Raw genomic sequence first — 24,869 nt, 5'->3', positions numbered from 1 at the left:
GCTGCGGCATACGCCGCCGTTCAGCCCCGCACGGCTTCCAGGGCGGCATTGAGGGTCTTGCTCGGCCGCATCACCGATTCCATCTTGGCGCGATCGGCCAGGTAGTAGCCGCCGATGTCGGCCGGCTTGCCCTGCACGTCGGCGAGCTCGCCGACGATGGTCTGCTCGTTGTCCGTCAGTGTCTTGGCCAGCGGGGCGAAGCGCGCCTGCAGGTCACGGTCTTCGGTCTGTGCGGCGAGTTCCTGCGCCCAGTACATGGCGAGGTAGAACTGGCTGCCGCGGTTGTCGAGCTGGCCGGTCTTGGGCGAGGGGTTCTTGTTGTTCTCGAGCAGCTTGCCGGTAGCGGCGTCCAGGGTCTTGGCCAGCACCTTGGCCTGCTTGTTGCCGGTCTTGATGCCCATGTCTTCCAGGCTCACGGCCAGGGCCATGAACTCGCCCAGCGAATCCCAGCGCAGATGGTTTTCCTCCACCAGCTGCTTGACGTGCTTGGGCGCCGAGCCGCCGGCGCCGGTTTCGTACATGCCGCCGCCGGCCATCAGCGGCACGATGGACAGCATCTTGGCGCTGGTGCCCAGCTCCATGATGGGGAACAGGTCGGTGAGGTAGTCGCGCAGGATGTTGCCGGTGACCGAGATGGTGTCCAGGCCGCGGTAGGCGCGCTCCAGGGTGTAACGCATGGCGCGCACCTGCGACATGATCTGGATGTGCAGGCCGGACGTATCGTGATCTTTCAGGTACCGTTCGACCTTCTTGATCATCTCGGCTTCGTGCGGGCGGTACGGATCGAGCCAGAACACGGCTTCCATGCCGGAGTTGCGGGCGCGGGTGACGGCCAGCTTGACCCAGTCGCGGATGGCCGCGTCCTTGACCTGGCACATGCGCCAGATGTCGCCGGCTTCCACCTGCTGCACCAGCAGCACTTCGCCGGTCTCGATGTCGACGATGCGCGTCTCGCCGTCCTCGGCGATCTCGAAGGTCTTGTCGTGCGAGCCGTATTCCTCGGCCTGCTGCGCCATCAGGCCGACGTTGGGCACGGTGCCCATGGTGACCGGATCGAAATTGCCGTTGGTCTTGCAGAAGTTGATCATCTCCTGGTAGATGCGGGCGAAGGTGCTCTCCGGGATCACCGCCTTGGTGTCCTTGGGGCGGCCGTCGGCGCCGTACATCTTGCCGCCGAGACGGATCATGGCGGGCATCGAGGCGTCGACGATGACGTCGTTGGGCGCGTGCAGGTTGGAGATGCCCTTGGCCGAGTCGACCATGGCCAGCTCCGGGCGGTGCTCGTGGCAGGCGTGCATGTCGCGGACGATCTCGTCGTGCTGCGAGCTCGGCAGCGTTTCGATCTTGTCGTAGAGGTTGACCAGCCCGTTGTTGACGTTGACGCCCAGTTCCTCGAACAGCTTGGCGTGCTTCTCGAAGGCTTCGCGGTAGAAGATGCGCACGGCGTGGCCGAAGACGATGGGGTGCGAGACCTTCATCATGGTGGCCTTGACGTGCAGGGAGAACATCACGCCGGTCTTGCGGGCGTCTTCCATCTGTTCTTCGTAGAAGGCGCACAGGGCCTTCTTGCTCATGAACATGCTGTCGATGATCTCGCCCGCCAGCAGCGAAACCTTGGGCTTGAGCACGACGGTCTTGCCGCCGCGGGTGAGCAGCTCCATGCGGACGTCGCGGGCGCGGTCCAGGGTCATGGACTTCTCGCCGTGGTAGAAGTCGCCGTGGCGCATGTGCGCGACGTGGGTGCGCGAAGCCATGCTCCACTCGCCCATGCTGTGCGGGTTCTTGCGGGCGTAATCCTTCACCGCCTTGGGAGCGCGGCGGTCCGAGTTGCCCTCACGCAGCACCGGGTTGACGGCACTGCCCAGGCACTTGGAGTAGCGCTTGCGGATGGCCTTGTCCTCGTCGGTCTTCGGATCCTCGGGGAAGTCGGGAACCTTGTAGCCCTTGGACTGCAATTCCTTGATGGCGCTGACCAGCTGGTGTACCGAGGCGCTGATGTTGGGCAGCTTGATGATGTTGGTATCGGGCAGCAGGGTCAGCCGGCCCAGTTCGGCCAGGTTGTCCGGCACCCGCTGTTCCTCGGTGAGGAACTCGGGGAACTCTCCCAGGATGCGCGCCGCCACCGAAATGTCGCTGGTGGCAACGGTGATGCCGGCCGGTTCGATGAAGGTGCGGATGATCGGCAGGAAGGCGGCGGTTGCAAGCAACGGCGCCTCGTCGGTCAGCGTGTAAATGATGGTGGGCTGCTGGGTACTCATGGTTGGTGTCCTAGATTGGGAGGTCCAGCCCGCGTCATGGAATAGCCGGCTTGGCGGATCTGGCCGGCCAAGTGCATTCATCGCTGGTGGGGCTGTCAGAATTTCTGTTTTCGAGGCGCCCTGAGACTTTTCCACGGCGGCGGTCGGCGCTTTCGACGAGCGGCCGGGGTGGAGAGCCGGCGTCTATATTACGCGGTCACCGGTTTGAATCAATCGAGGGGGCCGGCGCGGGGGCTCGACGACACCCTGCCGACCATGATCGAAGCGAATGCCGCATCGACGTGAAAAGCGCCGATTCCGTACCCCGGAGACCGGGGAAGATTGAGGATTGACCGGCAGAAGCGGGTTTGCATCGCCGGATGGCTTCTCTCCATATATTTATGGCGGCAGCGGCTGCCGCGTGGGCGATGATTCCGGGGAGCCAGGCCGCCTTGGCCGTGCACTCACCCTCCTGCGTTTTCGCACCGGAATTGTGCGGACGCCGCCGGGAACGGCACTCCGGGCGAGCATGCGCCGGGGCCGTCACACGGCTGTCATGAAAATTCACTCTTGATCACATCAAAGTGTCAATGAATCGAACATAAAGATTCATTTTTTTGCCATCCGGGGCTCGTAGCATCGCCGGATCGCGCCACACGCTCGGCGTCTTTACGGCCCGGTGCCGTTGCAGGTCAACTTGGAAATCGCCCGCTATCTGGCTTTAGCCTGTCTGGGGCTTCTGCTCCTCCGCAAAGTTTACACGCGACTGCTGCTGTCCCGTGCCAAGCATCCGTCGCTCAGCGGCCACTCCAAGATGTCGCGGCGGCTGGCCCGGCTGACCAGCTTCTTCGACTACGATGCGACGCGCTATTTCTCCAGCGACCTCGCCCCGGCGGACATCGCCGCCCGGCGCAAGGCGGGGATGGAGCAGCTGCGACAGCGCTTCGTCGCGGCGGCCCCGCAGACGCTGGGCTACAGCCAGTCGCTGGAAAGCGGCATTTCCGACGTGCAGTTCACCAGCCATTACCGGGTGCCCTTCCCCTACCGCAACTTGCTCCCGGCGGAGTTCAAGTTCGGCAGCGTGGTGACGCAGACGCGCGGCACGCAGCTGTGCGACATGGACGGCAACTGGAAGTACGACGTCTCCGGCTCCTACGGCGTCAACGTCTTCGGCTACGACTTCTACAAGGAGTGCCTGCGCGAGGGCTACGCCATGGTGGCGGACATAGGGCCGGTGCTGGGTCCTTACCACCCGGTGATCCGCGACAACGTGCAGGCCCTGAAGGAAATCTCCGGCCTGGACGAGGTTTCGTTCCACATGTCGGGCACCGAGGCGGTGATGCAGGCCGTGCGCCTGGCCCGCTACCACACCGGCAAGACCCACTTGGTGCGGCTGTGCGGCTCCTACCACGGCTGGTGGGACGGGGTGCAGCCGGGCGTGGGCAACCAGCGGCAGGTCAACGACGTCTACACGCTGGCCGACCTCGGCGAGAACACCCTGCGCATCCTCGACACGCGCAGGGACATCGCCTGCGTGCTGATCAACCCGTTCCAGGCGCTGCATCCGAACTCGGACGCGCCGGGCGACGCCTCCCTGGTCAACAGCGAGCGCCGCACCGCCTTCGACCGCGAGGCCTATACCAAATGGCTGGGGCGCATCCGCGAGGTCTGCACCCGTCGCGGCATCGTGCTGATTTCCGACGAGGTCTTCGCCGGCTTCCGCCTCGGGCATCGCGGCGCGCAGGAGTATTTCTCCTTCCAGGCCGACATGGTCACCTACGGCAAGACCCTCGGCGGCGGCCTGCCGGTGGGCGTGCTGTGCGGACGCGCGGCGCTGATGAAGCGCTTCAAGGAAGCCGAGCCGGCGAACATCTCGTTCGCCCGCGGCACCTTCAACTCGCACCCGCACGTGATGGCCTGCATGTCGGTGTTCCTCAAGCGCATCCGCCAGCCGGAATACCAGGACATCTACGCCAAGGCCGATGCGCTATGGAATGCGCGCGTGGCCGGGCTCAGCCAGGCGCTGGCCGACGCGGCGCTGCCGGTGCGGCTGGCCAATATGCACAGCATCGTCACCATCCTCTACAGCGTGCCCTGCCGCTACAACTGGATGCTGCAGTTCTACCTGCGCGCCGAAGGCCTGGAGCTGAGCTGGATCGGCAGCGGCCGCATGATCATGAGCCTCAACTACACCGACGAGGATTTCGCGGAAGTGGCGCGCCGCTTCCAGCGCGCGGTGCAGCAGATGCAGAACGACGGCTGGTGGTGGACCGCGCCCCACCTGAGCAACAAGTGGATCAAGCGGCAGATGCTGAAGGACATGCTGGCCGCGCGTTTCCGCGGCCGGCCCGAACGATCGGCTCCGTCCGGTCAGCCCGTGGCGAGTCTCCGTTAGGGCCTGTTAACGCTAGAGGACGTGATCCGACATGATCGAACTGAATCTGAACCGGCACAGGGAAAAGGCGGTCACCTCCTTCCGCGAGCAGTTGCAGGTCGATTTCCAGCGCTACCTGGCGCAGGAAGCCGTGCGCTTCAACCCGGAGGAATGCCTCCGCATGGACTTCCACTGCCACGACCGCAACAGCGACATCCCCGATGAGCTGTGGGGCCGCATCCTCGGTCTGCCCGAAACCTGGCTCGAAACCCGCGACCTGGTGAAGTGCCTGCAGGGCAACGGCAGCGACGTCATCACCATCACCAACCACAACAACGCGCGCTCCTGCTGGGAGCTTCTGGACAAGGGGCATGATGTCGTCGTCGGCACCGAGTTCACCTGCCATTTCCCGGAGTACGAGCTTTACGTCCACGTCCTCACCTACGGCTTCACGCCGGAACAGGAAGTGGTGCTGAACAGGAAGCGGCGCGACATCTACGACTTCCTGCGCTACGCCGCAGAGCACGATATCCCGGTGGTGCTGCCGCACCCGCTGTATTTCTACACCCGCAATCCGCACATCCGCCTGGAACTGTTCGAGAAGTTCGCGGTGCTGTTCCAGCGCTTCGAGGTGCTCAACGGCCACCGCGACATCTGGCAGAGCCTGCTGGTGCTGAACTGGGCGCGCGGCCTGACCGAAGAGAAACTGGTGCGCTACGGCCACAAGCACAAGCTCAACCCGGCCGATTTCGCCGTCAGCCTGCGCGCGCCCAAGGTGCTGACCGGCGGTTCGGACGACCACATGGGCCTGTCCGCCGGCCAGTGCGGCTCCTCCCTGTTCATCCCCAACCTGGCGCAGCGCCGCAAGACCACGCCGCTGTCGCAGCTGGCGCTGGAGGCCATCCGCGCCGGCCGCATCGCGCCCTACGGCCATGTCGGCGAGAACCAGAAACTGAGCCTGGCGCTGCTGGATTATTTCGCCCAGATCGCCACCCGCATGGAGGATCCGGGCCTGCTGCGCCTGATGCTGCATCGCGGTGAGACCAACGACAAGCTGGCCTGCTTCGCCATCGCCAACGTCATGCTGGAGCTGAAGAAGCACAAGAACACGCAGCGCTTCGTCGGCTTCGTCCACGACGCGCTGCACGGCACCAAGCCGGGCTGGAAACTGCGCTGGGGTGTTTCGGCCGACTACAAGTTCTGCGTCAAGCATCTCGAGACCATCGCCGAGAGCCACGACAAGCCGCCGGAACAGGCCAGGGAAATGGTGAACGAGGCCATCTCCGCCCTGTTCAACGGCCTTACCCATCTCATCGCCGGCCGGCTGGGCAAGTACGCCTCGAAGTATTCGGAAATACCGCTGGACGAGTTCTCCACCGAGACGCTGATCCGCAAGTTCGAAATTCCCACGCAGATCCGGGGCCTGGCCTTCGGCAAAGCCCCGCGCGACAAGAAGAACATCACCGGCGTCAATTTCGGTGAACTGGTGGACCAGCTCTCGTTCCCGCTGATCATGGCTGGCGTGCTGGCCGGCTCGCAGGTCGCCAGCGCGCGCGTGCTCTACGAGAACCGGTCTTTCCTCAACGACTTCGCCGACCATATCGGCAGCAACCACCATCCGCGGCGCGCGCTGTATCTGACCGATACCCTGCGCGACAAGAACGGCGTCTCCAGCTCGCTCTCCGCCAAGCTGGCCGAGATCCAGCGCCGGGATTATCCGGTCGATTTCCTCATCTGCCACTCCGATGCCGCGCCCGAGCCGCATCTGCATGTGGTGCGGCCGATCACGCAGATCACCTTTCCCAACTTCGGCGAGCAGCAGCTGCGCATTCCCGACGTGCTCGAGATCGCCCGCATCTTCTACAGCGGCGGCTACGATCGCGTGGTCTGCTCCACCGAAGGTCCGATGGTGCTGGTGGCGCTGCTCATCAAGTACATGTTCAACGTGCCGGCCTTCTTCTTCATGCACACGGACTGGCTCGATTTCGTCAAGCACACCACCAACCTGGACCACCACGAGCGCGACCGCATCCGCCGCCTGCTGCGCGCGCTGTACCACCAGTTCCAGGGCGTGTTCGTGCTCAACACCGACCACCGCAAGTGGCTCACCGGCAGCCAGATCGGCCTGCCGGAGGAAGCGGTGCACCTCACTGGTCACCACGTCGAGCCGTCGCGTCGCAACGTCGTTCCGGTGCAGAAGTCCGAACTGATCCCCGGCGCCACCGCCGCCACGCCGGTGCTGTTCATGGCCGGCCGCATGAGCAAGGAAAAGGGTGTGCTCGAGCTGCCGGAGATCTACAAGGCTGCCAAGCAGCAAATCCCGGACCTGCAACTGGTCATCGCCGGCTCCGGCCCGGCAGAAGCCGAGCTGCGCGCGGCCCTGCCCGAAGCCACCTTCCTCGGCTGGGTCAGCCGCGAGCGCATCGAGCAGATCTACGCGGGCCTGGACCTGTTCGTCTTCCCCTCGCAGTTCGACACCTTCGGCAACGTCATCCTCGAAGCCTTCTCGCAGGGCATGCCGGTGCTGGCCTACAACTGCAAGGGCCCCAAGGACATCATCCAGAACGGCCGCAACGGCTATCTCGTCGACACCATCGAGGAAATGTCCGGGCGCATCGTGCGGCACTTCAGCGAGCGCGAGCGTCACGCCGCCATGCGGCGCGAAGCCCTGCTGCGCGTGGCGGACTACCAGGCTGAGCCGATCATGCGCCAGTTCCTCGGCAACATGGGCTTGCCCATCGCCGAGCCGGAGATGGAGCAGCGCTCCGCAGCTTGAACCATGGCCACCACCGCACTACGAAATCTCAGCCAGCAGGAACAGCTCAACTTCCTGCTCACCAACCGGGTGCCGCGCCGCGCGCTGACCCGGTTCATGGGCTGGTACAGCCGCATCGAAAGCCCGGCGCTGACGAAGCTGTCGATGGCCGCCTGGCAGCTGCTGGCCGATGACCTGAACCTGGACGAAGCCGAGCAACGCGAGTTCAGCAGCCTGCACGCTTGCTTCACCCGGCGCCTGAAGCCCGGCATGCGCCCGCTGGATGAGCGCCCGGAGGTCATGGTTAGCCCCTGCGACGCCATCGTCGGCGAATGCGGGCCGATCGCCGGCACCACGGTGTTCCAGGCCAAGGGCTTTCCCTACGAGATCGGCGACCTGATTCCCGATCGCGGGCTGCAGGAAAAATATCGCGACGGCTGCTACGCCACGCTGCGCCTCAAGTCGAGCATGTACCACCGCTTCCATGCGCCGGTGGACTGCACGGTGGAGGAAGTGCGCTACATCTCCGGCGACACCTGGAACGTCAACCCGGTGGCGCTGAAGCGCGTGGAGAAGCTGTATTGCCGCAACGAGCGCGCGGTGGTGCCGCTGACCCAGCTCGATGGTCCCGGCGACATCTGCCTGGTGCCGGTGGCCGCAATCCTCGTCGCCAGCATGAAATTCCATTGCCTGCCGGACGAGCTGGACCTGAAGTACCGGGGCCCAAACCGCATCCCCTGCCATGCGCAATACCGCAAGGGCGAGGAGATGGGCTACTTCCAGCACGGCTCGACCATCATCGTTTTCGCCACTTCCAACTACGCCCTGGCGCAGGGCATCGAGCAGGGCCGCACCATCCGCATGGGCCAGGCGCTGATGACCGATACCGCCGCCGCAGGACTCGCCCCGCTTCCATCGGAAGCGGCCACGCTGACCGTTTGATTCAACCGCTATACGCCATCACCCAGGAGTCGCCGCCATGACCTTTCTCCAAGAACTGCACCAGCAACGCTGGGATGACCACCGCTACTACCACCACAGCCGCATCAACCAGGCCCTGCACCTGGTGAGCGCCTGCTGCTTCCTGGCCAGCTACGTGCTGATCTTCACCAACCCGGTGCTCGCCGTGATGGTGGGCTGGCTGCTGGCGATGATCCTGCGCCAGATCGGCCACTTCTTCTTCGAGCCGAAGACCTACGACACGGTCAACGACGCGACGCACGAGTACAAGGAAAGCGTGAAGGTGGGCTACAACCTGCAGCGCAAGGTGGTGCTGCTCAGCATCTGGTTCGCCGTGCCGTTCGTGCTGTACTTCCAGCCGAGCTTCTTCGGCTTCTTCAACACCCAGGAAGTGGCTCGCGGCCTGCTCTACAACACCTCGATCCTGTGGCTGTTCGTCGGCATCGGCGCGGTGCTGTTCCGCATGGGCCAGCTGCTCTTCATCAAGGGCGCGCAGCCGGCCCTGGTGTGGGGCACCAAGATCCTCACCGACCCGTTCCACGACATCAAGATCTACCACAAGGCGCCGTATTACCTGTTCAAGGGTGCGATGTACGACGACATGACCGAGTGGTATTCCCCGCACCCCACCACCCAGCAAGCCTCCTGAGCCTGAGGTTCGGCTCCAGCTGATCGGAGTGCCGCAAAACGGAAAGCCCGGCCGCAAGCCGGGCTTTCCGCTTTTCGGGACGGCGTTGCCGGGCAGCGATCAGGGCGCGGCGGGCGCGCCCGGATGCGGCAGGGCCGTCACCTGGCTTGCCGTGACCTTGTCCTTGTAAGCATTGCCGAAGTGGCTGCGGACGTAGTTGACCACGTCCGCCACCTGGGCATCGCTCAGGTGCACGGTGCGGGTTTCCTGCACCTGGTCCGTCGGCAGGCCGAACGGCGGCATGCCGTTGCGGCCGTCGAGCACGGTCAGCGCCATGTATTGCCAGGAAGCCAGGCGCGGGTCGCCGGCCAGCTTCGGATAGTGACCGGCGCCGACGGCGCCCTGCCCCTGCGGCATGTGGCAGCCCTGGCAAATGCGGCTGTAGATTTCCTCGCCGCCGATGCTCCCGATGCCGGCGGTGGAAGTGAAGGAGGAATCGTCGGCGTGGGCCGCGATGGCAGCGGCGCCCAGCATCAAGGCGGCGCAATGGCTCACACGAAGCCGCTTGAACAGGATGCTCATGCCTTGCCTCCCTGTGCCAGGGCGAGTTGATGCAAGCGGCCGATGGCGTCGAGCGACGAGGTCACGGCGCCCTCCTGCCAGCCGCCGAGGAAGGAGGCGTGCTCGCCGGCCAGGGCGATGCGCCCGTCGATCCGGCACAGGTCGTCGTAGTGCTTGGCGCGGGCATCGGCACTCCACATGCCGTAGCAGCCCATGGTGAAGGGCGAGCGGTGCCAGGCGACGGCAACGCCGTTGTCGAATTCCTTGGGGTACTGCGGATGGATCTGGCTGCCGTATTCCAGGACCTTCTGTACCCGCTGCTGCGGCGTCATGGCGGTGAACTCCATCGCATTCAGGCCCCAGATGTAGGCGCCCAGCAGCACGCCCTTGCCGCTGCTGTGGTAGCCCGTGTTGGGATAGCCGATATTGGTGATCGGCAGGTCGGTGTAGCTGATGCCGCCGTAGATGTGGTCGTCCTCCTCCCAGAAGCGGCGCTTGAACTGCAGGCCCACTTTGATGGCGGAAGCGTACGGCACCGACGAGATCGCCGCCGACAGGGCCGGCCCGACATTCATGGGAATCTGCGCCAGCACCGGCAGCGGGATGGTGCACAGGCACCAGTCGGCGCTGGCCTTGAGCGTCGTGCCTGGGGCCAGCCGGTCTTCGTAAGTGGCGGTGACGCCGTGCTGGTCCTGGTGGATGTCGATGACCTTGGCGCTGTAGCGGATCAGCGGGCCCAGCTCGCGGCCGAAGGCCTCGCCGATGCGGCCCATGCCGCCGACCGGCTGGAACAGGGCGGTCTGCATGTCGAAGGTGTCGCCGTTGGGGATGCCCTGCCACAGCCCGGAATCGAGCACGTCGGACAGGCCGATGGGCTTGGACGGGATCGGCCGCGCGCTCAGACCGCCGCCGGGCTCCTTCTCGTAGCCGCGCCGGTCGCTGCTGGCCTCGCTGGGGCCGTAGCTGAAATCCCGGTCGAGGGCACCCCAGCCGCGCAGGGACTCGAGCAGCTTCTCACGGTCCTCCTTGCTGACCGAATCGTCCAGGGCGTTCTGCCGGGTGGCCTTGGCCAGCAGCTCGGCCACATGGCCCTGGTAGTCGGCCTTGATCTCGCGGTAGCGCTGCGGCTTGCCGCCGAAGGCCTGGCTGCTGTGCAGGTAGGCGTTGTAATTGACCTGCACGAAGGCTTCCAGCGGCACGCCCAGGCGCTTGCAGTAGCTGAGCAGGCCGCGATGGTGATAGGGAATGCGCCAGGGGCCCGGGTTGATGTACAGGTCCTTGTCGAATTCGCACTTCTGGGTGAAACCGCCCAGCTCGGTATAGCTGTCGCCGCCGCGCAGACTCCAGTTGCGGCCGCCCGCGCGGTTGTTGTACTCCAGCACCTGCACCTTGTAGCCGGCGTTGCGCAGCTCGTAGGCCGCCGTCATGCCGGCGATACCCGCGCCCAGGATCAGCACCGAGGCGCCCTTGGGCGTGCCCTGCAGCTCGATCGGCCCGTTGTAGGGCGATTCCGCGTTGAAGCCGAGGCTGCTCATGGCCTGGAACATGGCCGCGCCGCCGGCGGTGGCGCCGATCATGCGGAACAGCTCGCGCCGGCTCATCGAACCGCTTCCTGCACCGCTCATGGCTTCCCCCGGGCTTGTTGATTGAGGCATTGCCGCGAATCGAACCGCATCCGCTCGCGGCTGGTCTTCAAGGCATCCACTCAAGAACGGGCGGCCCGCTGAAAGCGGAAATACGCCCACGTACGGCGCACGCGCCTGCGCCGAGGAAGCGGCTCCCCGGGTAGCCCTCAGGCATAATCCGGGAGGCGGCCGCCGGTGGAACATCCACGGCTCCGGACCGCCTCGCCCACGTCCGCCTTAAGTCCGGCGAATCGGCGCACAGACCAATACGGAGGACTCTCGCACCCATGGACTACGACGTCGTCGACGCCAGCATTTCGCCCACCGGCCGGCTGGACATCCTGTCCAAGTCCGAAGTCAGCCAGCTGCTCGACACCAGCCACGGCGGCCTGTACCAGATCTTCCGGCGCTGCTCGCTGGCGGTGCTGAACAGCGGCGGCTTCCTCGACGACGGCCAGGAGCTGATGCAGCGCTACAAATCGTTCGAGATCAGCCTGGTGCAGAACGAACGCGGCATCCGCCTGGCGCTGAAGGGCGCGCCGGCGGTGGCCTTCGTCGACGGGCAGATCATCAGGGGCATCAACGAGCACCTGTTCGCGGTGCTGCGCGACATCATCTACGTCAGCAACGAGATTGTCGCCAACCCGCGCTTCGACCTGCAATCGCCCGAAGGCGTCACCGACGCGGTATTCCACATCCTGCGCAACGCCAACATCCTGGGCCCGGTGACACGGCCCAATCTGGTGGTGTGCTGGGGCGGCCACTCCATCTCCCGCGAGGAGTACGACTACACCAAGGTGGTCGGCTACGAGATGGGCCTGCGCGGCCTGGACATCTGCACCGGCTGCGGCCCCGGCGCGATGAAGGGCCCGATGAAGGGCGCCGCCATCGGCCACGCCAAGCAGCGCATCAGCGGCGGCCGTTATCTGGGCATCACCGAGCCCGGCATCATCGCCGCCGAGTCGCCCAACCCGATCGTCAACGACCTGGTGATCATGCCGGACATCGAGAAGCGGCTGGAAGCTTTCGTCCGCACCGGCCACGCCATCGTGGTGTTCCCGGGCGGCGCCGGCACCGCCGAGGAAATCCTCTACCTGCTCGGCATCCTGCTGCACCCGGACAACGCGGAGATTCCCTACCCGCTGATCTTCACCGGGCCGGCCCGCTCCGCCGAGTACTTCGAGCGCATCCACCAGTTCATCGGCAAGACCCTGGGCCCGACGGCGCAGGCGCGCTACGAGATCATCGTCGCCGACCCGGAGCGGGTGGCGCGCCGCGCGGTGGCCGGCATCCAGCGCGTGCGCGACTTCCGCAAGGGCCGCGAGGACGCCTACTACTTCAACTGGCTGCTGAAGATCGCCCCGGAATTCCAGAAACCGTTCGCGCCGACGCACGAGAACATGCGCAGCCTGGAGCTGCACCGCGACCAGGTGCCGCACCACCTCGCCGCCAACCTGCGCCGCGCCTTCTCCGGCATCGTCGCCGGCAACGTCAAGGAAGCCGGCATCCGCGCGGTGGAACAGCACGGCCTGTTCGAGATCCGCGGCGACGCCGCGATCATGGAACCGATGGACGAGTTGCTGAAGTCCTTCGTGGCGCAGCACCGCATGAAGCTGGCGGGGAAGGAATACGTGCCCTGCTATCGCGTGGTGCGCTAGGGAGCCAGCACCACGCCTTCCATCAGCCGACGCGCGCTGCGGCTCATGCTGACGCGGGTGACCTGCCACTGCCCATCCTGCAAGGCAGCTTCAGCACCAACCGTCATGGTGCCGGAAGGATGGCCGAAGCGCAGTCTTCCCGCCGCATCCGGCTGCGCACAGCGCCGCACCACGGTGCCGGGAATTGCCGCGGCCGCGGCGATCGCCACCGCACCGGTGCCGGTCATGGCGTGATGCAGCCGGCCCATGGAAAGGATGCGCACGTTGAGATCGATGGACTGCGCTTCGACCCGCCGGCCATCGGCGGCGACGTAAGCACGCGGCAGTGAAGCGAAAGCCAGCTTGGGCGTGGCGGGACGGCTGGCGGTGGCTTCTTCGGCGCTGGCGGCGAGACCCATGGCCACGGCGGCGTGAGCGCGCACCGCTTCGCAGCGCGCCAGCAGGGCGGCGTCTTCGTTGACCTGCTGCTGCGACTCGTCGCCGCGCAGGCCCAGCGCCGTCGCATCGACGAACACCGCCGGATTGCCGGCGTTGATCAGGGTCAGCTCGATGGGGCCGACACCGGGGATGTCCAGCCGGTCCAGCGGACGGCCGGTGGGAAACAGGCCGCCAGTGCCTGGAGCACCACCTTCGCCGCCCGGATCTGGAAACTGCAACTCGATCTCCGCGCCGGGGAAGCTCACGCCATCGAGGAAGAAACCGCCTTCCTCCTGTACTTCACCATCCCGCATCGGCACCCGCGCCACGATGTGCGAGCGCGTGTTGACCTGCCAGATGCGCACCGTGGCCAGGCCTTCGCGCGGCACCGGCAACAGGCCCCAGTGCAGCGCGGCGGGGCCGACCGCGGCGGCGAGGTTGCCGCAGCTGCCGGACCAGTCGATCACCGCACTATCGATGGCGACGGCGCCGAACAGGTAATCCACATCGCAATCCGGTTGCTCCGAACGGCGCAGGATCACCACCTTGCTGGTGCTGGAGGTGGCGCCGCCCATGCCGTCGATCTGCTTGCCGTAGGCATCGGGGCTGCCGATAACGCGCAGCAGGATCGCATCCCGTTGCGCCCCATCTTCCGGCAGGTCTTCGGCGCGGAAGAACACCCCCTTGCTGGTGCCACCGCGCATGTAGAGCGCGGGGATCTTCCGCTGCGTCATAAGCCGGCCCGCGCTATCCCGGCGGCGCCTGTTCGGCGCGATACACCGGATACAGATTCAGGCGCTCGTCCCAGGACGGCGAGCGGCGGTAGAAGAAATCCAGCCGCGCCTGCGGGTCATGGGCGAAGGCCTCGTCGGTATCCAGCCTGTGGCGGAATTCGGCGGCAACCTTGGGATCGCTGGCCAGCATCTGCTGACCGACCTGCTCGGCGACGTAGGGCTCCATGTATTCCTTCTGCTCGAAGGCGCCGTTGAAAAAACCCCAGGACGCTAAGGAGTCTCCTGCGAGCGGCTCCATCAGGGTCATCAGCAGGCGCGCACCCGGCTGGGCGATGGGCACGAACAGCGAGCCGGCAGGCACGTCGCGCTTCTCGGCTTTCCACTCGCCCTTGAGCGTGGGCGCGGTGCGGCCTTCGAACGACGCCTTGGCGAAGCTGACCTCGGTGGCGCGGAAGGTTTCGACCGGCATGGCCGGCGCGGCGGCGTCGAAGCGGCGGAAGCCGATACCGTGCAGGGCCAGCTTCTGCGCGATGACGTCCGCATAGGCGGCCGGCACGATGTAGCCGGCGCGCGGCGCCTTCTCCGTCAGCTTGGCCTTGACCGTGTCCTTCAGCGGCACGTGCCAGGTCTCGGGCTTGCTCGTGTCGTAGCGGGTGACCAGGCCGCCGGAAACGGCCGAGGGCTCGCGGGTGTAGGCGTAGCCCTTGAAGTCGATCACGCGCATGTGGTCGCCGGCGGTGAAGTCCAGCGCCACGTCGGTGCCGCCCAGTTGCGCCGCGCGCTTGTCGGCCTGGTGCGCGTCCTTCAGCCACTCAGGGCCTTTCGTCGCGATCAGCTCGGCCAGGGCGAGGATGGTGTTGTGGGTGATGCGCACGCGGGTCGGGTAGTCCTTCCAGGAATGCGTCTCCACCAGCACGCCGAGGCGGTTGCGCAGGCCCCAGTAGCCGTTGGAGAAGCGCGGCTGGATCACGCCGACTTCGAAGCCGGAGGCGGGGTCGTCATCGCGCTTGAAGCTGGGGTAGAAATCCAGCGGCAGCGAGCCGCTCTTCGCCAGCCGCTCGGTGGTGCCCTGCTGCAGCTCGCGTGCCGCGGTGCGCAGGGTGCTGTCGCCGGCGTACAGGGGCTCGACGGTGATGGAGATGTCGTGCTGGAAGTTGGCGCCGTCGGTGACGTGCAGGTCGGCGTAGACGATCGGGTCCCAGGTATCGAGCAGGTGCAGCATGGCCTGCATCTCGGGCGCGTCGGCCTTGATGTAGTCGCGGTTGAGGTTGAGATTCTGCGCGGTGGTGCGCCAGCCCATCTCCTCCGGACCGACCTGGTTGGGGCGGTTCCAGTGTCCGAAGCGCTCATGGCCGTCGAGGTTGAACACCGGCACGAACAGGATGACGCTGTGTTCCAGCGCTTCCGGCAACACGCGCTTTTCCAGCAGCTCGCGCAAGGCCAGGAAGCCGGCGTCCTTGCCGTCGATCTCGCCGGAATGGATGCCGGCCTGGATCAGCAGCACCGGCAGGCCGCGCCTGGCCGCCTCCTCGCCGGTGAGGGCGCCGCTGCGGCTGACCGCCATGGCCAGCATCGGCCGGCCCTCGGGCGAGCGGCCGAACTCGAAGCAGCGCACCTGCTGCGGCCAGATTTTCTGGTACGCCGGGCACAGGCGCTCGACCTCGTCGTAGCGGCCTGTCCTGACGAAGCCGGACTGCTCCGCCACGGTCTGCAACACGGTATCGGGATTTTCTTCAGGCGCGGGATCGGCGGCGGGTGCAGCCGCGACAAAGGCAACGCCCAACGCGCACAGCAGTCGCGCGCAACGTTTCGCAACAAACATGGTCATGGCAGCAAAGACAGTCGTAAGATGCGGCAGCGTAGCCGCGTCCCGGCGAAAAGTCAGCCGTGTTCGTCACACGGCCGCGGCCAGGCCCGGGACTAGGGCAGCGGTTCGCGCACGAAACCAAGCAGCCGCGGTGCCAGGGCCGCATCCAGGCGCAACAGCGGTAGCCTGTCGGTTCCGATGCGCAATGACAGCGCCGTGGCGCTACCGGACGCCAGCGCCAGCGCTTCGGCAAGCTGCGCCTCGCCGACTTCCCCCTCATCGGATTCCAGGCGCTGCAGCGCCCAATCCAGGTCGGCGGCATCGAGCACGCCGGGGCCCAGATCGGTATCGAGCAGGAGCGCGCCTTCCTCGTCCAGGTAAGCAGCCTCGACCTTGCCGACGCGGGCTTCGGTATGGGCGACCAGCGCCTCGCCGGACGCTTCGGCGCGCAGCACCAGCGGTGCATACTCCAGCTTCATGTAGCCGCGCTGCGGGCCGTTCTGGAAATACCAGCGGCCCTGTTCGTCGGCGGCGTAGTTGCGGTTGATGGTTTCGATGATCTGCGGCCGGCTGATCAACTCGCCCTGGATCAGCCAGCGCCCGCGCCGGTCGAGCGCGAGCCAGCCGAACAGGGCCGGCACATTCGGCCAGCGCGCCAGGGATCTCTGTACCCAGTCTTCCATGCGGACATCTTATGCATCCCGGCGGCGGCCTGCAGGCGCCGCTCACTTCCGCGCCTGGGGGCGGATCGCCTAGGATGCTGCATCTCTTTAGAGCCTGTAACAGAATGAATCGCACCTGCGTTGCAGTCCAAAATCGCGTCAGGCAAGGCGGAGGCCCCAGCCATGGTGATTCCATGGCTGGGGCTGACAACGCAGCCTGGCGCGATTTTGGGCGCAACCCTTCGGGACGGGGCCATTTTTGCGCATTGCTGCGCCGGCCAGAGCGCACCATGGAATCACCATGCCGCACTCTGTCCGACTTGCACTGCGCAAAAATGACCGCCGTCGCAGGCGCGATTCATTCTGTTACAGGCTCTTAGGAATTCCACCCATGTCCCTCCTCCGCCTGCGCGGCCCGGCGGCCGCGATCGCCGCCTTTGGCCTGCTGCCGCTGACTGCCGCCTTCGCCCAGACCGCTTCCCTCGCCCCCGACATCCTGCCGAAGTTCGAAGCCTCGAAGGAAGGCTACGACTACATCAAGCGCGATGTGATGATCCCGATGCGCGACGGCGTGAAACTGCACACCGTCATCATGATTCCCAAGGGCGCGCACGGCGCGCCGATCATCCTCACCCGTACGCCTTACGACGCCTCGAAGCGCGTGGCGCGCTACGAAAGCCCGCACCTGCTGGCGACGATGCCGCAGGGCGACGAAGTCTTCATCGGCGAGGGCTACATCCGCGTGTTCCAGGACGTGCGCGGCAAATACGGCTCGGAAGGCGACTACGTGATGACGCGGCCGCTGCGCGGGCCGCTCAACGACAGCACGGTGGACCACTCCACCGATGCCTGGGACACCATCGACTGGCTGGTGAAGAACACGCCGGAGAGCAACGGCAAAGTCGGCATGATCGGCTCCTCCTACGAGGGTTTCACTGTGCTGATGGCCCTGGTCAATCCGCATCCGGCGCTGAAGGCGGCGGTGCCGATGAGCCCGATGGTGGACGGCTGGAAGGGCGACGACTGGTTCCACAACGGCGCCTTCCGCCAGACCAACCTCGACTACATCTACGACCAGACCTCGGTCAAGGGCAAGAGCGACGCGGTGCCGCGCGGCGCCTATGACGACTACGCCGCCTTCCTCGCCGCCGGCTCGGACGGCGCCTACGCGCACCAGACCGGTATCGACCAGCTACCGTACTTCAAGAAGCTGTCCGAGCACCCCGCCTACGACGCCTACTGGCAGGGACAGGCGCTGGACGTGGCGCTGGCGGCGCAGCCGCTGAAGGTGCCGACCATGTACGTGGCCAGCATCTGGGACCAGGAGGACATGTACGGCGCCATCAACACCTACGAGGCGGTGGAACCGAAGGACGGCAACAACGACACCAACTTCCTGGTGCTCGGCCCCTGGCGCCACAGCGGCGTGAACTACGAGGGCCGCAATCTCGGCCCGCTCAAGTTCGAGGGCGACACCGCCCTGCAATTCCGCCGCGACGTGATGCAGCCCTTCCTCGACGAGCGCCTGAAGGACGGCGCACCCAAGGCGCAGACGCCGCCGGTGTTCGCCTACGAAACCGGCACCAACACCTGGCGCCGCCTGCAAGCCTGGCCGCTGTCCTGCGACAAGGGCTGCGCCGGCAAGACGAAGACGCTGTACCTCGAACCGTCCTTCGCGCTCGGCTTCGACGTGCCCGCCAAGGCCGAAACCAGCTACGACGAGTACGTCTCCGATCCGGCCAAGCCGGTGCCCTACCTGCCGCGTCCGGTGCGCTTCGAGGACGGCGACGCCTGGAAGCGCTGGCTGGTGACCGACCAGCGCTTCGTCGACGGCCGCCCGGACGTGCTGACTTACGTCTCGGCACCGCTCACCGCGCCGCTGCAGATCGGCGGCGCACCGGAAGTGAACCTCTATGCCTCGACCAGCGGTACCGACAGCGACTGGGTGGTGAAGCTGATCGACGTCTACCCGGACGAGGTACCCTCACAGCCGGAGCTCGGAGGCTATGAACTGAACATCGGCATGGACATCTTTCGGGGCCGCTATCGCGACAGCCTGGAGCATCCTTCCGCCATCCCCGCCGGCAAGGTGCAGCGCTACCGCTTCGCCCTGCCCAATGCCAACCATGTGTTCCTGCCGGGGCACCGCCTGATGGTGCAGGTACAGTCGAGCTGGTTCCCGCTGTACGACCGCAACCCGCAGACCTACGTGCCGAACATCTTCTTCGCCAAGCCCGAGGACTACCGCAAGGCAACGCAGCGCGTCTATCGCGCCGGTGCACAGGCCAGCTCGATCGAGCTGCCGGTCGTTTCGGCGAACTGAACACGCAAGGCGGCGGCGCGCACATGCATCACGACCTGATCGTCATCGGCGGCGGCGCCGCCGGGCTGATGTGCGCGATCGAGGCCGGCAAGCGGGGCCGGCGCGTGCTGCTGATCGAGCATGCCAATCGCGTCGGCAAGAAGATCCTCATGTCCGGCGGCGGTCGCTGCAATTTCACCAACCTGCACGCGGGGCCCGAGGACTACCTCTCGGCCAATCCACATTTCTGCAAGTCGGCGCTGGCGCGGTACACGCAATGGGATTTCATCGCCATGGTGGAGCGCCACGGCATCGCCTGGCACGAGAAGGAACTGGGCCAGCTGTTCTGCGACGAATCGTCCAGGCTGATCGTGAAGATGCTGCTGGACGAGTGCGCGGAAGCCGGCGTGCGGATCGAGACCGACTGCGCCGTGGCACAGGTGCGACGCGGCGGCGAAGGCTTCCTGCTGGATACCACGCTGGGCCAGGTGCGCGGCACTTCGCTGGTGGTCGCCACCGGCGGCCTGTCGATTCCCAAGATGGGCGCCACCGGCTTCGGCTACGAGTTGGCGCGGCAGTTCGGCCACCGCGTATTGGCCACGCGCGCCGGACTGGTGCCGCTGACGCTGAGCGGCCGGCACCTCGATGATTACGCCGACCTCAGCGGTGTAGCCCTGCCGGTGATCGCCGAAGCCAACGGCCGGAGTTTCCGCGCCGGATTCCTTATCACCCATCGCGGCCTGAGCGGGCCGGCGATCCTGCAGATCTCCTCGTACTGGCAACCCGGTGAGCCCCTGAGCCTGAACCTGCTGCCGGACGCGGATGCGCTCGAATACCTGATGACCCAACAGCAGGAACGTCCGGCGGCGGAGCTGAAGACGGTACTGTCCGAAGTCCTGCCCAAGCGCCTGGCGCAGCGCTTATGCGAACTGCGTTTCGGCAACCGGCCGATGCGCCAGCATCGCCCCGCCGAGCTGCGCGGTATCGCCACCCAGCTGCATGCCTGGCCGGTGGTGGCCAGCGGTACCGAAGGTTATCGCACCGCCGAAGTGACCCTGGGCGGGGTGGATACCGACGAGCTGTCCTCCACCACCATGGAATCGCGCAAGGTGCCGGGGCTGTATTTCATCGGCGAGGTGGTGGACGTCACCGGCCACCTCGGCGGCTTCAACTTCCAGTGGGCCTGGGCTTCGGGTCACGCCGCCGGGCAGGTTGCGTGACCTCGGACACAGTCGAAGCAAAATTCATGATTAAAATTATTTACTGCTTCACCTGAAAAAAACTAAACTATAGAGGTGTCCTTCTCCAGACTCCCCCCGCTCAACGCCCTTCGCGCCTTCGAGGCCGTGGCGCGTCACAAAAGCTTCCGCAAGGCTGCGGAGGAGCTGTTCGTCACGCCCGCGGCACTGACCCACCAGATCAAGTCCCTGGAAGAGCTGCTCGGCTTCCCGCTGTTCGAGCGCCTGGCCCGCCGCATCGAGCTGACACCGCCGGCGCAGGCGGCGCTGCCGCGCTTCCAGCAGGGCTTCGACGCCCTGGCCCAGGCCGTGGCGGAGCTGCGCAACCATGGCCAGGCGCCGCACCTGACGGTGGGTGCCACCCCGACTTTCGTCTCGCGCTGGCTGATGCCGCGCCTGCAGAGCTTCCTGGTCGACCATCCGGAAATCGACGTGCGCCTGGTCGCCAGCGGCCAGTTGATCAACGCCTCGGCGCGGGAAATCCGCTCCGAGGACGCGGCGGAATCCACCGTCGACGCCGATATCGAGATCCGCTTCAGCAACGGCCGGCCGCAGGGCCAGAACGTGGACCTGTTGTTCACCGTGGAAGTGGTGCCGATGTGCCATCCGCGCCTGCTCAAGGGCCCCTCGCCCTTGCGCACGCCGGAAGACCTCAGCCACCAGACCCTGCTGCACGGCGACGCCCGCGTCGCCGACCGCACCCGCTCGGCCTGGGCGCGCTGGCTGCGCCGCGCCGGCGTCACCGACGTCGACCCGCGCCGCGGCCTGCAACTGGACCACTCCACCCTGGCCCTGGAAGCCGCGGCCGACGGCCTCGGCGTGACCCTGGCGATGCCGCTACTGGCGGCTGCCGAACTGGCCGAGGGCAAGGTCACCGTGGCTTTCCCGATGGCGCTGCCGCTGGACAACGCCTACTACTCGGTGGTGCCGGACGCGGCGATGCAGCGGCCGGAAGTGGTGGCGTTCCGCGAGTGGTTGCTGGACGAGGCGCTGAAGCAGGCCCATCCCCTGGCCGCGCCGCCGTAACTCCGATCAATCGTCACCCCGCGAAAGCCGGGGAACGATGGTAGAGAAGCGACGTTCGGGGGATGTTCTTTTGGTTTTCTTGCGTCAAGAAAGTAACTCGCCGCAGGCGAAAAACTCCGTACAGTCGGTGAGGAGGATCCGGCGCGCGCGCAAGCGCATGTTGTGAAGTCTCCGAGTTGGGAAGCCAGCGATCCTTCGCTGCGGGGATGACAGCGAAAAGCAAAACTCGCTTCGCGCCTGCGCGGGAATGCCAATAAAGGAGGGTTCCGTGCTTGGCCCCTCCCTCGATACAAATCGCCGCGCGATTCACTCGGGACATTCGGAAAAGCACACCCGCTGCGCGGGCACTCGGGGCGAACGGAGGGTGGTGCAGCGGCAAAGGAAAACGGACCCTCACCCCGACCCGCTCCCCATGTTCATCGAGAGAGGGAGAACAGCATGCGGGCTTTTATCCGTCTGTGTCCGGCGGCGGATTGTTGTCCGTATCCACTTTCTGCGGCGTTCCCAGGAACTTGGGCTCCGTGTGCAGCACATAGATATCCAGCACCACCCTGACCCGCGCCAGCACTTCCCGCACCATGGTGCGGGTAAACGAGCCGATCTCGTCCGAAGGCGCGGCGTAGGCCACCACCTTCATGTGCAGTTTCTTGGCGACGAACACGGCGCGGTAGGCGTGGTAACGCTGGGTGATGATGGTGACGCGATCCAGCCCGAACACGACCTGGGCCCGCGCCACCGAATCGAAGGTGCGGAAACCGGCGAAGTCCATGTAGATGGCTTGCGGCGGCACGCCGGACTTGACCAGTTCGCGGCGCATGGCGCGCGGCTCGTTGTAGGTCGAATCCGGATTGGCGCCGCTGACGATGATGCGCTTGATCTTGCCCAGCTGGTAGAGCTGCGCGGCGGCGTGGATGCGGCCGTAGAACTGCGGGTTGGCGGCGCCGCTGCGGGTGTAGCTGCTGGTGCCGAGCACCAGGCCGACGTCGTTGTCCGGCAGCAGGGACCAGTCGTCGAAGATGTAGGAGTAGGTGTTGTTGACCACCCAGTTGTTGAGCAGCGCCACCAGGGCGAACAGGACCACGGCGGTGATCAGTGACCACCGCCGCAATCTCCGCCCGAGGTGGCGCCCGAACTTCAAGCCGCGTGCCCGCTGCACAGGCCCGCGAGCATGACCACGAACAGGGCCAGCTGGATGGTCCAGAAGGTGGCGCGCAGCATGACCAGCCAGTGGCTGACGCCGACCATGTGGGTGAGGGTCTGCGCCACGCGCGCGTACAGCACGTACATGGCATAGGGTTCGGTGACGGCGCTCTTGCCCATGGCGGCGGCGGCCAGCACGATGGTGGCGAAGATCGGCAGGTTTTCCAGGCAGTTGACGTGGGCATGCTCGATGCGCCGGATCAGGCCGGGGGCCGGGGTGTCCTTGCCGCGCGTCCAGGAATCGGCCTTCTTGCCGTTGATGACGATCTCGATGCCGCGCCAGGCAAAGATGATCAGGACCAGCAGCAGGGTCCAGGCGGTGAATCCGATCAAGGCTTGCAGTGACAACATGGGGTTCCTCCCTTCGCGTGATGGGGCCGGAGGCCCCGTTATTGTTTTAGTGGGTGAGCCGGCGGATGCCGCGGTCCAGCCCGGCCAGGGTCAGCGGGAACATGCGGTCCTCGCCGATCAGCTGCAAGGTGGCCTGGATCGAGGGGGTGTATTCCCAGCGGTCCTCGTGCTCCGGGTTGAGCCAGACGGTGCGCGGATAGGCTTCGGTCAGGCGCTTGAACCAGACCGCGCCAGCTTCTTCGTTCCAGTGCTCGACGCTGCCGCCCGGGTGCAGGATTTCATAGGGGCTCATGGTGGCGTCGCCGACGAAGATCACCTTGTAGTCCGGCGTGTAGCGATGCAGCACGTCGAACAGGGGAATGCGCTCGGCGTGGCGGCGGCGGTTGTCCTTCCACACGCTTTCGTAGACGAAGTTGTGGAAGTAGAAATATTCTAGGTGCTTGAATTCGGTCTTGCAGGCGGAGAACAGCTCCTCGCAGACCTTGACATGCGGGTCCATGGAGCCGCCGACGTCGAGGAACAGCAGCACCTTCACCGCGTTGCGCCGCTCCGGCATCATGCGCAGATCGAGCCAGCCGGCGTTGCGGGCGGTGCCTTCGATGGTGCCGTCGAGGTCGAGAATCTCCGGCGCGCCTTCGCGGGCGAAGCGGCGCAGCTTGCGCAGGGCCACCTTGATGTTGCGCGTACCGAGCTCGACCGAGTCGTCGAGGTTGCGGTATTCACGCTTCTCCCACACCTTCACCGCCTTCTTCTGGCCGCCCTCGCCGCCGATGCGCACGCCCTCGGGGTTGTAACCGCCATTACCGAAGGGGCTGGTGCCGCCGGTGCCGATCCATTTATTGCCGCCCTGGTGGCGCTCCTTCTGCTCTTCCAGGCGCTGCTTGAGCGTCTCCATCAGCTTGTCGAAGCCGCCCAGGGCTTCGATCTTGGCGCGCTCTTCCTCACTTAGCAGCTTCATCGCCTCCAGGCGCAGCCATTCCTCGGGAATGGCCTTGTCGAAACCCTCGAAGACCTTCTCCACGCCCTTGAAATAGGCGGCGAAGGCGCGGTCGTAGCGGTCGAAGTGGCTTTCGTCCTTGACCAGGATGGTGCGTGCCAGGACGTAGAAGTCGTCCAGGCTGAACATGATGACGTGCTCGCGCAGGGCTTCCAGCAGGGCCAGGAATTCGCCGAGGCCGGGCTTGAGGCCGGCGGCGCGCAAGGTGAGGAAAAAGCCGAATAGCATGACCGGACTGTAAACGATCCTTTTGGGCGCCGCGACGGGTTTGCCTGGACGGGGCGCGTGGAACCACCTCCCTAGTGTACTGAAGGCGCCCGGGGGTGGGGGTAAAGCCGGTGTTTACCCGTAGTCGGGGGGGCTGTACGATCCCGGTCCCCGAGACGCTGGCGATGGATGAGAAGCCGCTGACTTTGCGGCATGCTAAGAGTCATTCCACTACCCGGTGCCACCGTGATCGATCCCGAAGTGCTGCTGGCCGCCGAGGCGCATCTGCGCCGCCGTGACAAAAAGCTCGCGCGCGTCATCGACGCGCACGGCCCCTGCACCATCGGCGGCAAGAAGCGCGATCCGTTCCATGTGCTGTGCAGCTCGATCATCAGCCAGCAATTGTCGTCCCGCGCCGCCGACACCATCCAGGCGCGCGTCGCCGCTGCCACCCTGGCCGGCGCGCGCTTCAAGCCGGCCCATTTCATGGGCACCACGCCGGAAGCGCTACGCGCCTGCGGCCTGTCCAACGCCAAGGCGAAATGGCTGCGCGCCGTGTCCGAAGTCCACCACGGCGACGCGCAATTCTTTCGCAAACTGGCCAAGCTCGACGACGAAGCCGCCATCGAGACGCTCGACGCCCTGCCCGGTATCGGCCGCTGGACCGCCGAGATGTTCCTGATCTTCGCCATGGGCCGGCTCGACATCTTCTCGCTGGGCGATGCCGGACTGCGGCGCGGACTCAATGTGCTGCACAACAAGGGCGAGAAGCTGGACGACGAGGCGACGCTGGCGATCACGGCGAAGTGGGCGCCCTACCGTTCGGTGGGGAGCTGGTATCTGTGGCGGGTAGCGGATACGAAGGCAGTGACCGCGGTGGTCGCGTAGCTGAGAGAGTCGCGCGTACGGCCCCTGGATTCAGGCTTTCGCCGGAATGACGAAGGTGGAGTAGCGGCGCTTTTGATGTTGCTTTGGCTTTTGATGTTGCTTTGGCTTTGGCCGTTGCTTTTGATTTTCCGCCCCGTAGTTTGCGCCGAGCATCGCAGCTCGTGGCGGCATGAGCCGGCGCGTGTGTTCGCGCCGGGCGAGGCAGGATGCCGAAGCGTCTGAAGACAGGCCAGGGATGGCCT

General features: G+C 65.8%; 19 protein-coding genes. 9 read left to right on the top strand and 10 right to left on the bottom strand.

Going from position 1 to position 24,869, the window contains the following annotated elements; all coding sequences use genetic code 11:
- Positions 1–20: 20 nt before the first annotated feature.
- Positions 21–2,258, bottom strand: coding sequence for an NADP-dependent isocitrate dehydrogenase (locus BP26_RS0117315; RefSeq protein WP_029921825.1), 2,238 nt, complete (start codon positions 2,256–2,258; stop codon positions 21–23).
- Between the two features lie 793 nt (positions 2,259–3,051).
- Between BP26_RS0117315 and BP26_RS0117310 the strand changes: the two genes are divergently transcribed.
- Genes BP26_RS0117310 through BP26_RS0117295 form a run of 4 tightly spaced genes read left to right on the top strand, consistent with a single transcriptional unit; the run spans position 3,052 to position 8,975 of the window.
- A complete protein-coding gene (locus BP26_RS0117310) occupies positions 3,052–4,632 on the top strand; it encodes an aminotransferase class III-fold pyridoxal phosphate-dependent enzyme (protein ID WP_157572585.1) in 1,581 nt (526 codons plus the stop codon).
- Between the two features lie 31 nt (positions 4,633–4,663).
- On the top strand, positions 4,664–7,387 hold the full coding sequence (locus BP26_RS0117305; protein WP_051749100.1) for a glycosyltransferase: 2,724 nt from the start codon (positions 4,664–4,666) through the stop codon (positions 7,385–7,387).
- A 3-nt stretch (positions 7,388–7,390) separates the two neighbouring features.
- Positions 7,391–8,308: an archaetidylserine decarboxylase gene (gene asd, locus BP26_RS0117300; protein WP_051749099.1), complete on the top strand. Its 918-nt coding sequence runs from the start codon at positions 7,391–7,393 to the stop codon at positions 8,306–8,308.
- Positions 8,309–8,345: 37 nt separating this feature from the next.
- Complete coding sequence (locus tag BP26_RS0117295; RefSeq protein WP_029921821.1) at positions 8,346–8,975, top strand: Mpo1-like protein; 630 nt, start codon at positions 8,346–8,348, stop codon at positions 8,973–8,975.
- Positions 8,976–9,074: 99 nt separating this feature from the next.
- Here BP26_RS0117295 and BP26_RS0117290 read toward each other — a convergent pair whose 3' ends face one another.
- Together BP26_RS0117290 and BP26_RS0117285 are read right to left on the bottom strand one after the other, a co-directional pair.
- Positions 9,075–9,536, bottom strand: coding sequence for a c-type cytochrome (locus BP26_RS0117290; RefSeq protein ID WP_029921820.1), 462 nt, complete (start codon positions 9,534–9,536; stop codon positions 9,075–9,077).
- Positions 9,533–11,140: a flavin monoamine oxidase family protein gene (locus BP26_RS0117285; protein WP_029921819.1), complete on the bottom strand. Its 1,608-nt coding sequence runs from the start codon at positions 11,138–11,140 to the stop codon at positions 9,533–9,535. Before BP26_RS0117285 ends, BP26_RS0117290 begins: the two co-directional genes overlap by 4 nt.
- 287 nt (positions 11,141–11,427) lie before the next feature.
- Here BP26_RS0117285 and ppnN point away from each other — a divergent pair, with 287 nt between their 5' ends.
- Positions 11,428–12,798: a nucleotide 5'-monophosphate nucleosidase PpnN gene (gene ppnN / locus BP26_RS0117280; protein ID WP_029921818.1), complete on the top strand. Its 1,371-nt coding sequence runs from the start codon at positions 11,428–11,430 to the stop codon at positions 12,796–12,798.
- On the opposite strand, the gene prpF is transcribed toward ppnN, so the two are convergent.
- From prpF to BP26_RS0117265, 3 genes are all read right to left on the bottom strand, one after another.
- Positions 12,795–13,949 (bottom strand): 2-methylaconitate cis-trans isomerase PrpF, encoded by a 1,155-nt coding sequence (prpF, locus tag BP26_RS0117275; protein ID WP_029921817.1) that lies wholly within the window; start codon positions 13,947–13,949, stop codon positions 12,795–12,797. The two genes, ppnN and prpF, sit on opposite strands and share 4 nt — an antisense overlap.
- Before the next feature lie 13 nt (positions 13,950–13,962).
- Complete coding sequence (locus BP26_RS0117270; RefSeq protein WP_029921816.1) at positions 13,963–15,771, bottom strand: M14 family metallopeptidase; 1,809 nt, start codon at positions 15,769–15,771, stop codon at positions 13,963–13,965.
- Between the two features lie 98 nt (positions 15,772–15,869).
- On the bottom strand, positions 15,870–16,439 hold the full coding sequence (locus tag BP26_RS0117265; RefSeq protein WP_029921815.1) for a DUF2946 family protein: 570 nt from the start codon (positions 16,437–16,439) through the stop codon (positions 15,870–15,872).
- 370 nt (positions 16,440–16,809) lie between these two features.
- Here BP26_RS0117265 and BP26_RS0117260 point away from each other — a divergent pair, with 370 nt between their 5' ends.
- The 3 genes from BP26_RS0117260 to gcvA all read left to right on the top strand — a co-directional run bounded on the left by BP26_RS0117260 (position 16,810) and on the right by gcvA (position 20,984).
- On the top strand, positions 16,810–18,741 hold the full coding sequence (locus BP26_RS0117260) for a CocE/NonD family hydrolase (protein WP_029921814.1): 1,932 nt from the start codon (positions 16,810–16,812) through the stop codon (positions 18,739–18,741).
- Between the two features lie 23 nt (positions 18,742–18,764).
- Positions 18,765–19,940, top strand: coding sequence for a BaiN/RdsA family NAD(P)/FAD-dependent oxidoreductase (locus tag BP26_RS0117255; RefSeq protein WP_029921813.1), 1,176 nt, complete (start codon positions 18,765–18,767; stop codon positions 19,938–19,940).
- Positions 19,941–20,015: 75 nt separating this feature from the next.
- Positions 20,016–20,984: a transcriptional regulator GcvA gene (gene gcvA, locus BP26_RS0117250; protein WP_029921812.1), complete on the top strand. Its 969-nt coding sequence runs from the start codon at positions 20,016–20,018 to the stop codon at positions 20,982–20,984.
- A 448-nt stretch (positions 20,985–21,432) separates the two neighbouring features.
- Here gcvA and BP26_RS0117245 read toward each other — a convergent pair whose 3' ends face one another.
- Genes BP26_RS0117245 through BP26_RS0117235 form a run of 3 tightly spaced genes read right to left on the bottom strand, consistent with a single transcriptional unit; the run spans position 21,433 to position 23,760 of the window.
- On the bottom strand, positions 21,433–22,092 hold the full coding sequence (locus BP26_RS0117245) for a SanA/YdcF family protein (RefSeq protein ID WP_245611833.1): 660 nt from the start codon (positions 22,090–22,092) through the stop codon (positions 21,433–21,435).
- Positions 22,093–22,118: 26 nt separating this feature from the next.
- The gene (locus BP26_RS0117240; protein ID WP_029921810.1) at positions 22,119–22,535 is read right to left on the bottom strand and encodes an MAPEG family protein; all 417 of its coding nucleotides are present in this window, start codon (positions 22,533–22,535) and stop codon (positions 22,119–22,121) included.
- A 46-nt stretch (positions 22,536–22,581) separates the two neighbouring features.
- On the bottom strand, positions 22,582–23,760 hold the full coding sequence (locus BP26_RS0117235; protein ID WP_029921809.1) for a vWA domain-containing protein: 1,179 nt from the start codon (positions 23,758–23,760) through the stop codon (positions 22,582–22,584).
- 192 nt (positions 23,761–23,952) lie between these two features.
- Between BP26_RS0117235 and BP26_RS0117230 the strand changes: the two genes are divergently transcribed.
- Complete coding sequence (locus BP26_RS0117230) at positions 23,953–24,627, top strand: DNA-3-methyladenine glycosylase family protein (protein WP_051749098.1); 675 nt, start codon at positions 23,953–23,955, stop codon at positions 24,625–24,627.
- Positions 24,628–24,657: 30 nt separating this feature from the next.
- On the opposite strand, the gene BP26_RS30375 is transcribed toward BP26_RS0117230, so the two are convergent.
- Positions 24,658–24,869, bottom strand: a 212-nt coding sequence (locus BP26_RS30375) for a hypothetical protein (protein ID WP_211254955.1), incomplete at its 5' end; no start/stop codon positions are given.

Origin of the sequence: Nevskia soli DSM 19509 (assembly GCF_000711955.1) — a bacterium.
Taxonomy (GTDB): domain Bacteria; phylum Pseudomonadota; class Gammaproteobacteria; order Nevskiales; family Nevskiaceae; genus Nevskia; species Nevskia soli.
The sequence above is the reverse complement of the archived record's forward strand: the minus strand, read 5'-3'. Positions and strand labels throughout refer to the sequence as shown.

What these genes read in the sequence shown, in the direction of transcription:
- BP26_RS0117235 (WP_029921809.1), bottom strand. Translation starts at nt 23,760, where the DNA reads ATGCTATTCGGCTTTTTCCTCACCTTGCGCGCCGCCGGCCTCAAGCCC.
- asd (WP_051749099.1), top strand. Translation starts at nt 7,391, where the DNA reads ATGGCCACCACCGCACTACGAAATCTCAGCCAGCAGGAACAGCTCAAC.
- BP26_RS0117240 (WP_029921810.1), bottom strand. Translation starts at nt 22,535, where the DNA reads ATGTTGTCACTGCAAGCCTTGATCGGATTCACCGCCTGGACCCTGCTG.
- ppnN (WP_029921818.1), top strand. Translation starts at nt 11,428, where the DNA reads ATGGACTACGACGTCGTCGACGCCAGCATTTCGCCCACCGGCCGGCTG.
- BP26_RS0117315 (WP_029921825.1), bottom strand. Translation starts at nt 2,258, where the DNA reads ATGAGTACCCAGCAGCCCACCATCATTTACACGCTGACCGACGAGGCG.
- BP26_RS0117285 (WP_029921819.1), bottom strand. Translation starts at nt 11,140, where the DNA reads ATGAGCGGTGCAGGAAGCGGTTCGATGAGCCGGCGCGAGCTGTTCCGC.
- BP26_RS0117255 (WP_029921813.1), top strand. Translation starts at nt 18,765, where the DNA reads ATGCATCACGACCTGATCGTCATCGGCGGCGGCGCCGCCGGGCTGATG.
- BP26_RS0117260 (WP_029921814.1), top strand. Translation starts at nt 16,810, where the DNA reads ATGTCCCTCCTCCGCCTGCGCGGCCCGGCGGCCGCGATCGCCGCCTTT.
- BP26_RS0117310 (WP_157572585.1), top strand. Translation starts at nt 3,052, where the DNA reads ATGTCGCGGCGGCTGGCCCGGCTGACCAGCTTCTTCGACTACGATGCG.
- BP26_RS0117270 (WP_029921816.1), bottom strand. Translation starts at nt 15,771, where the DNA reads ATGTTTGTTGCGAAACGTTGCGCGCGACTGCTGTGCGCGTTGGGCGTT.
- BP26_RS0117305 (WP_051749100.1), top strand. Translation starts at nt 4,664, where the DNA reads ATGATCGAACTGAATCTGAACCGGCACAGGGAAAAGGCGGTCACCTCC.
- BP26_RS0117265 (WP_029921815.1), bottom strand. Translation starts at nt 16,439, where the DNA reads ATGGAAGACTGGGTACAGAGATCCCTGGCGCGCTGGCCGAATGTGCCG.
- prpF (WP_029921817.1), bottom strand. Translation starts at nt 13,949, where the DNA reads ATGACGCAGCGGAAGATCCCCGCGCTCTACATGCGCGGTGGCACCAGC.
- BP26_RS0117290 (WP_029921820.1), bottom strand. Translation starts at nt 9,536, where the DNA reads ATGAGCATCCTGTTCAAGCGGCTTCGTGTGAGCCATTGCGCCGCCTTG.
- BP26_RS0117295 (WP_029921821.1), top strand. Translation starts at nt 8,346, where the DNA reads ATGACCTTTCTCCAAGAACTGCACCAGCAACGCTGGGATGACCACCGC.
- BP26_RS0117230 (WP_051749098.1), top strand. Translation starts at nt 23,953, where the DNA reads ATGCTAAGAGTCATTCCACTACCCGGTGCCACCGTGATCGATCCCGAA.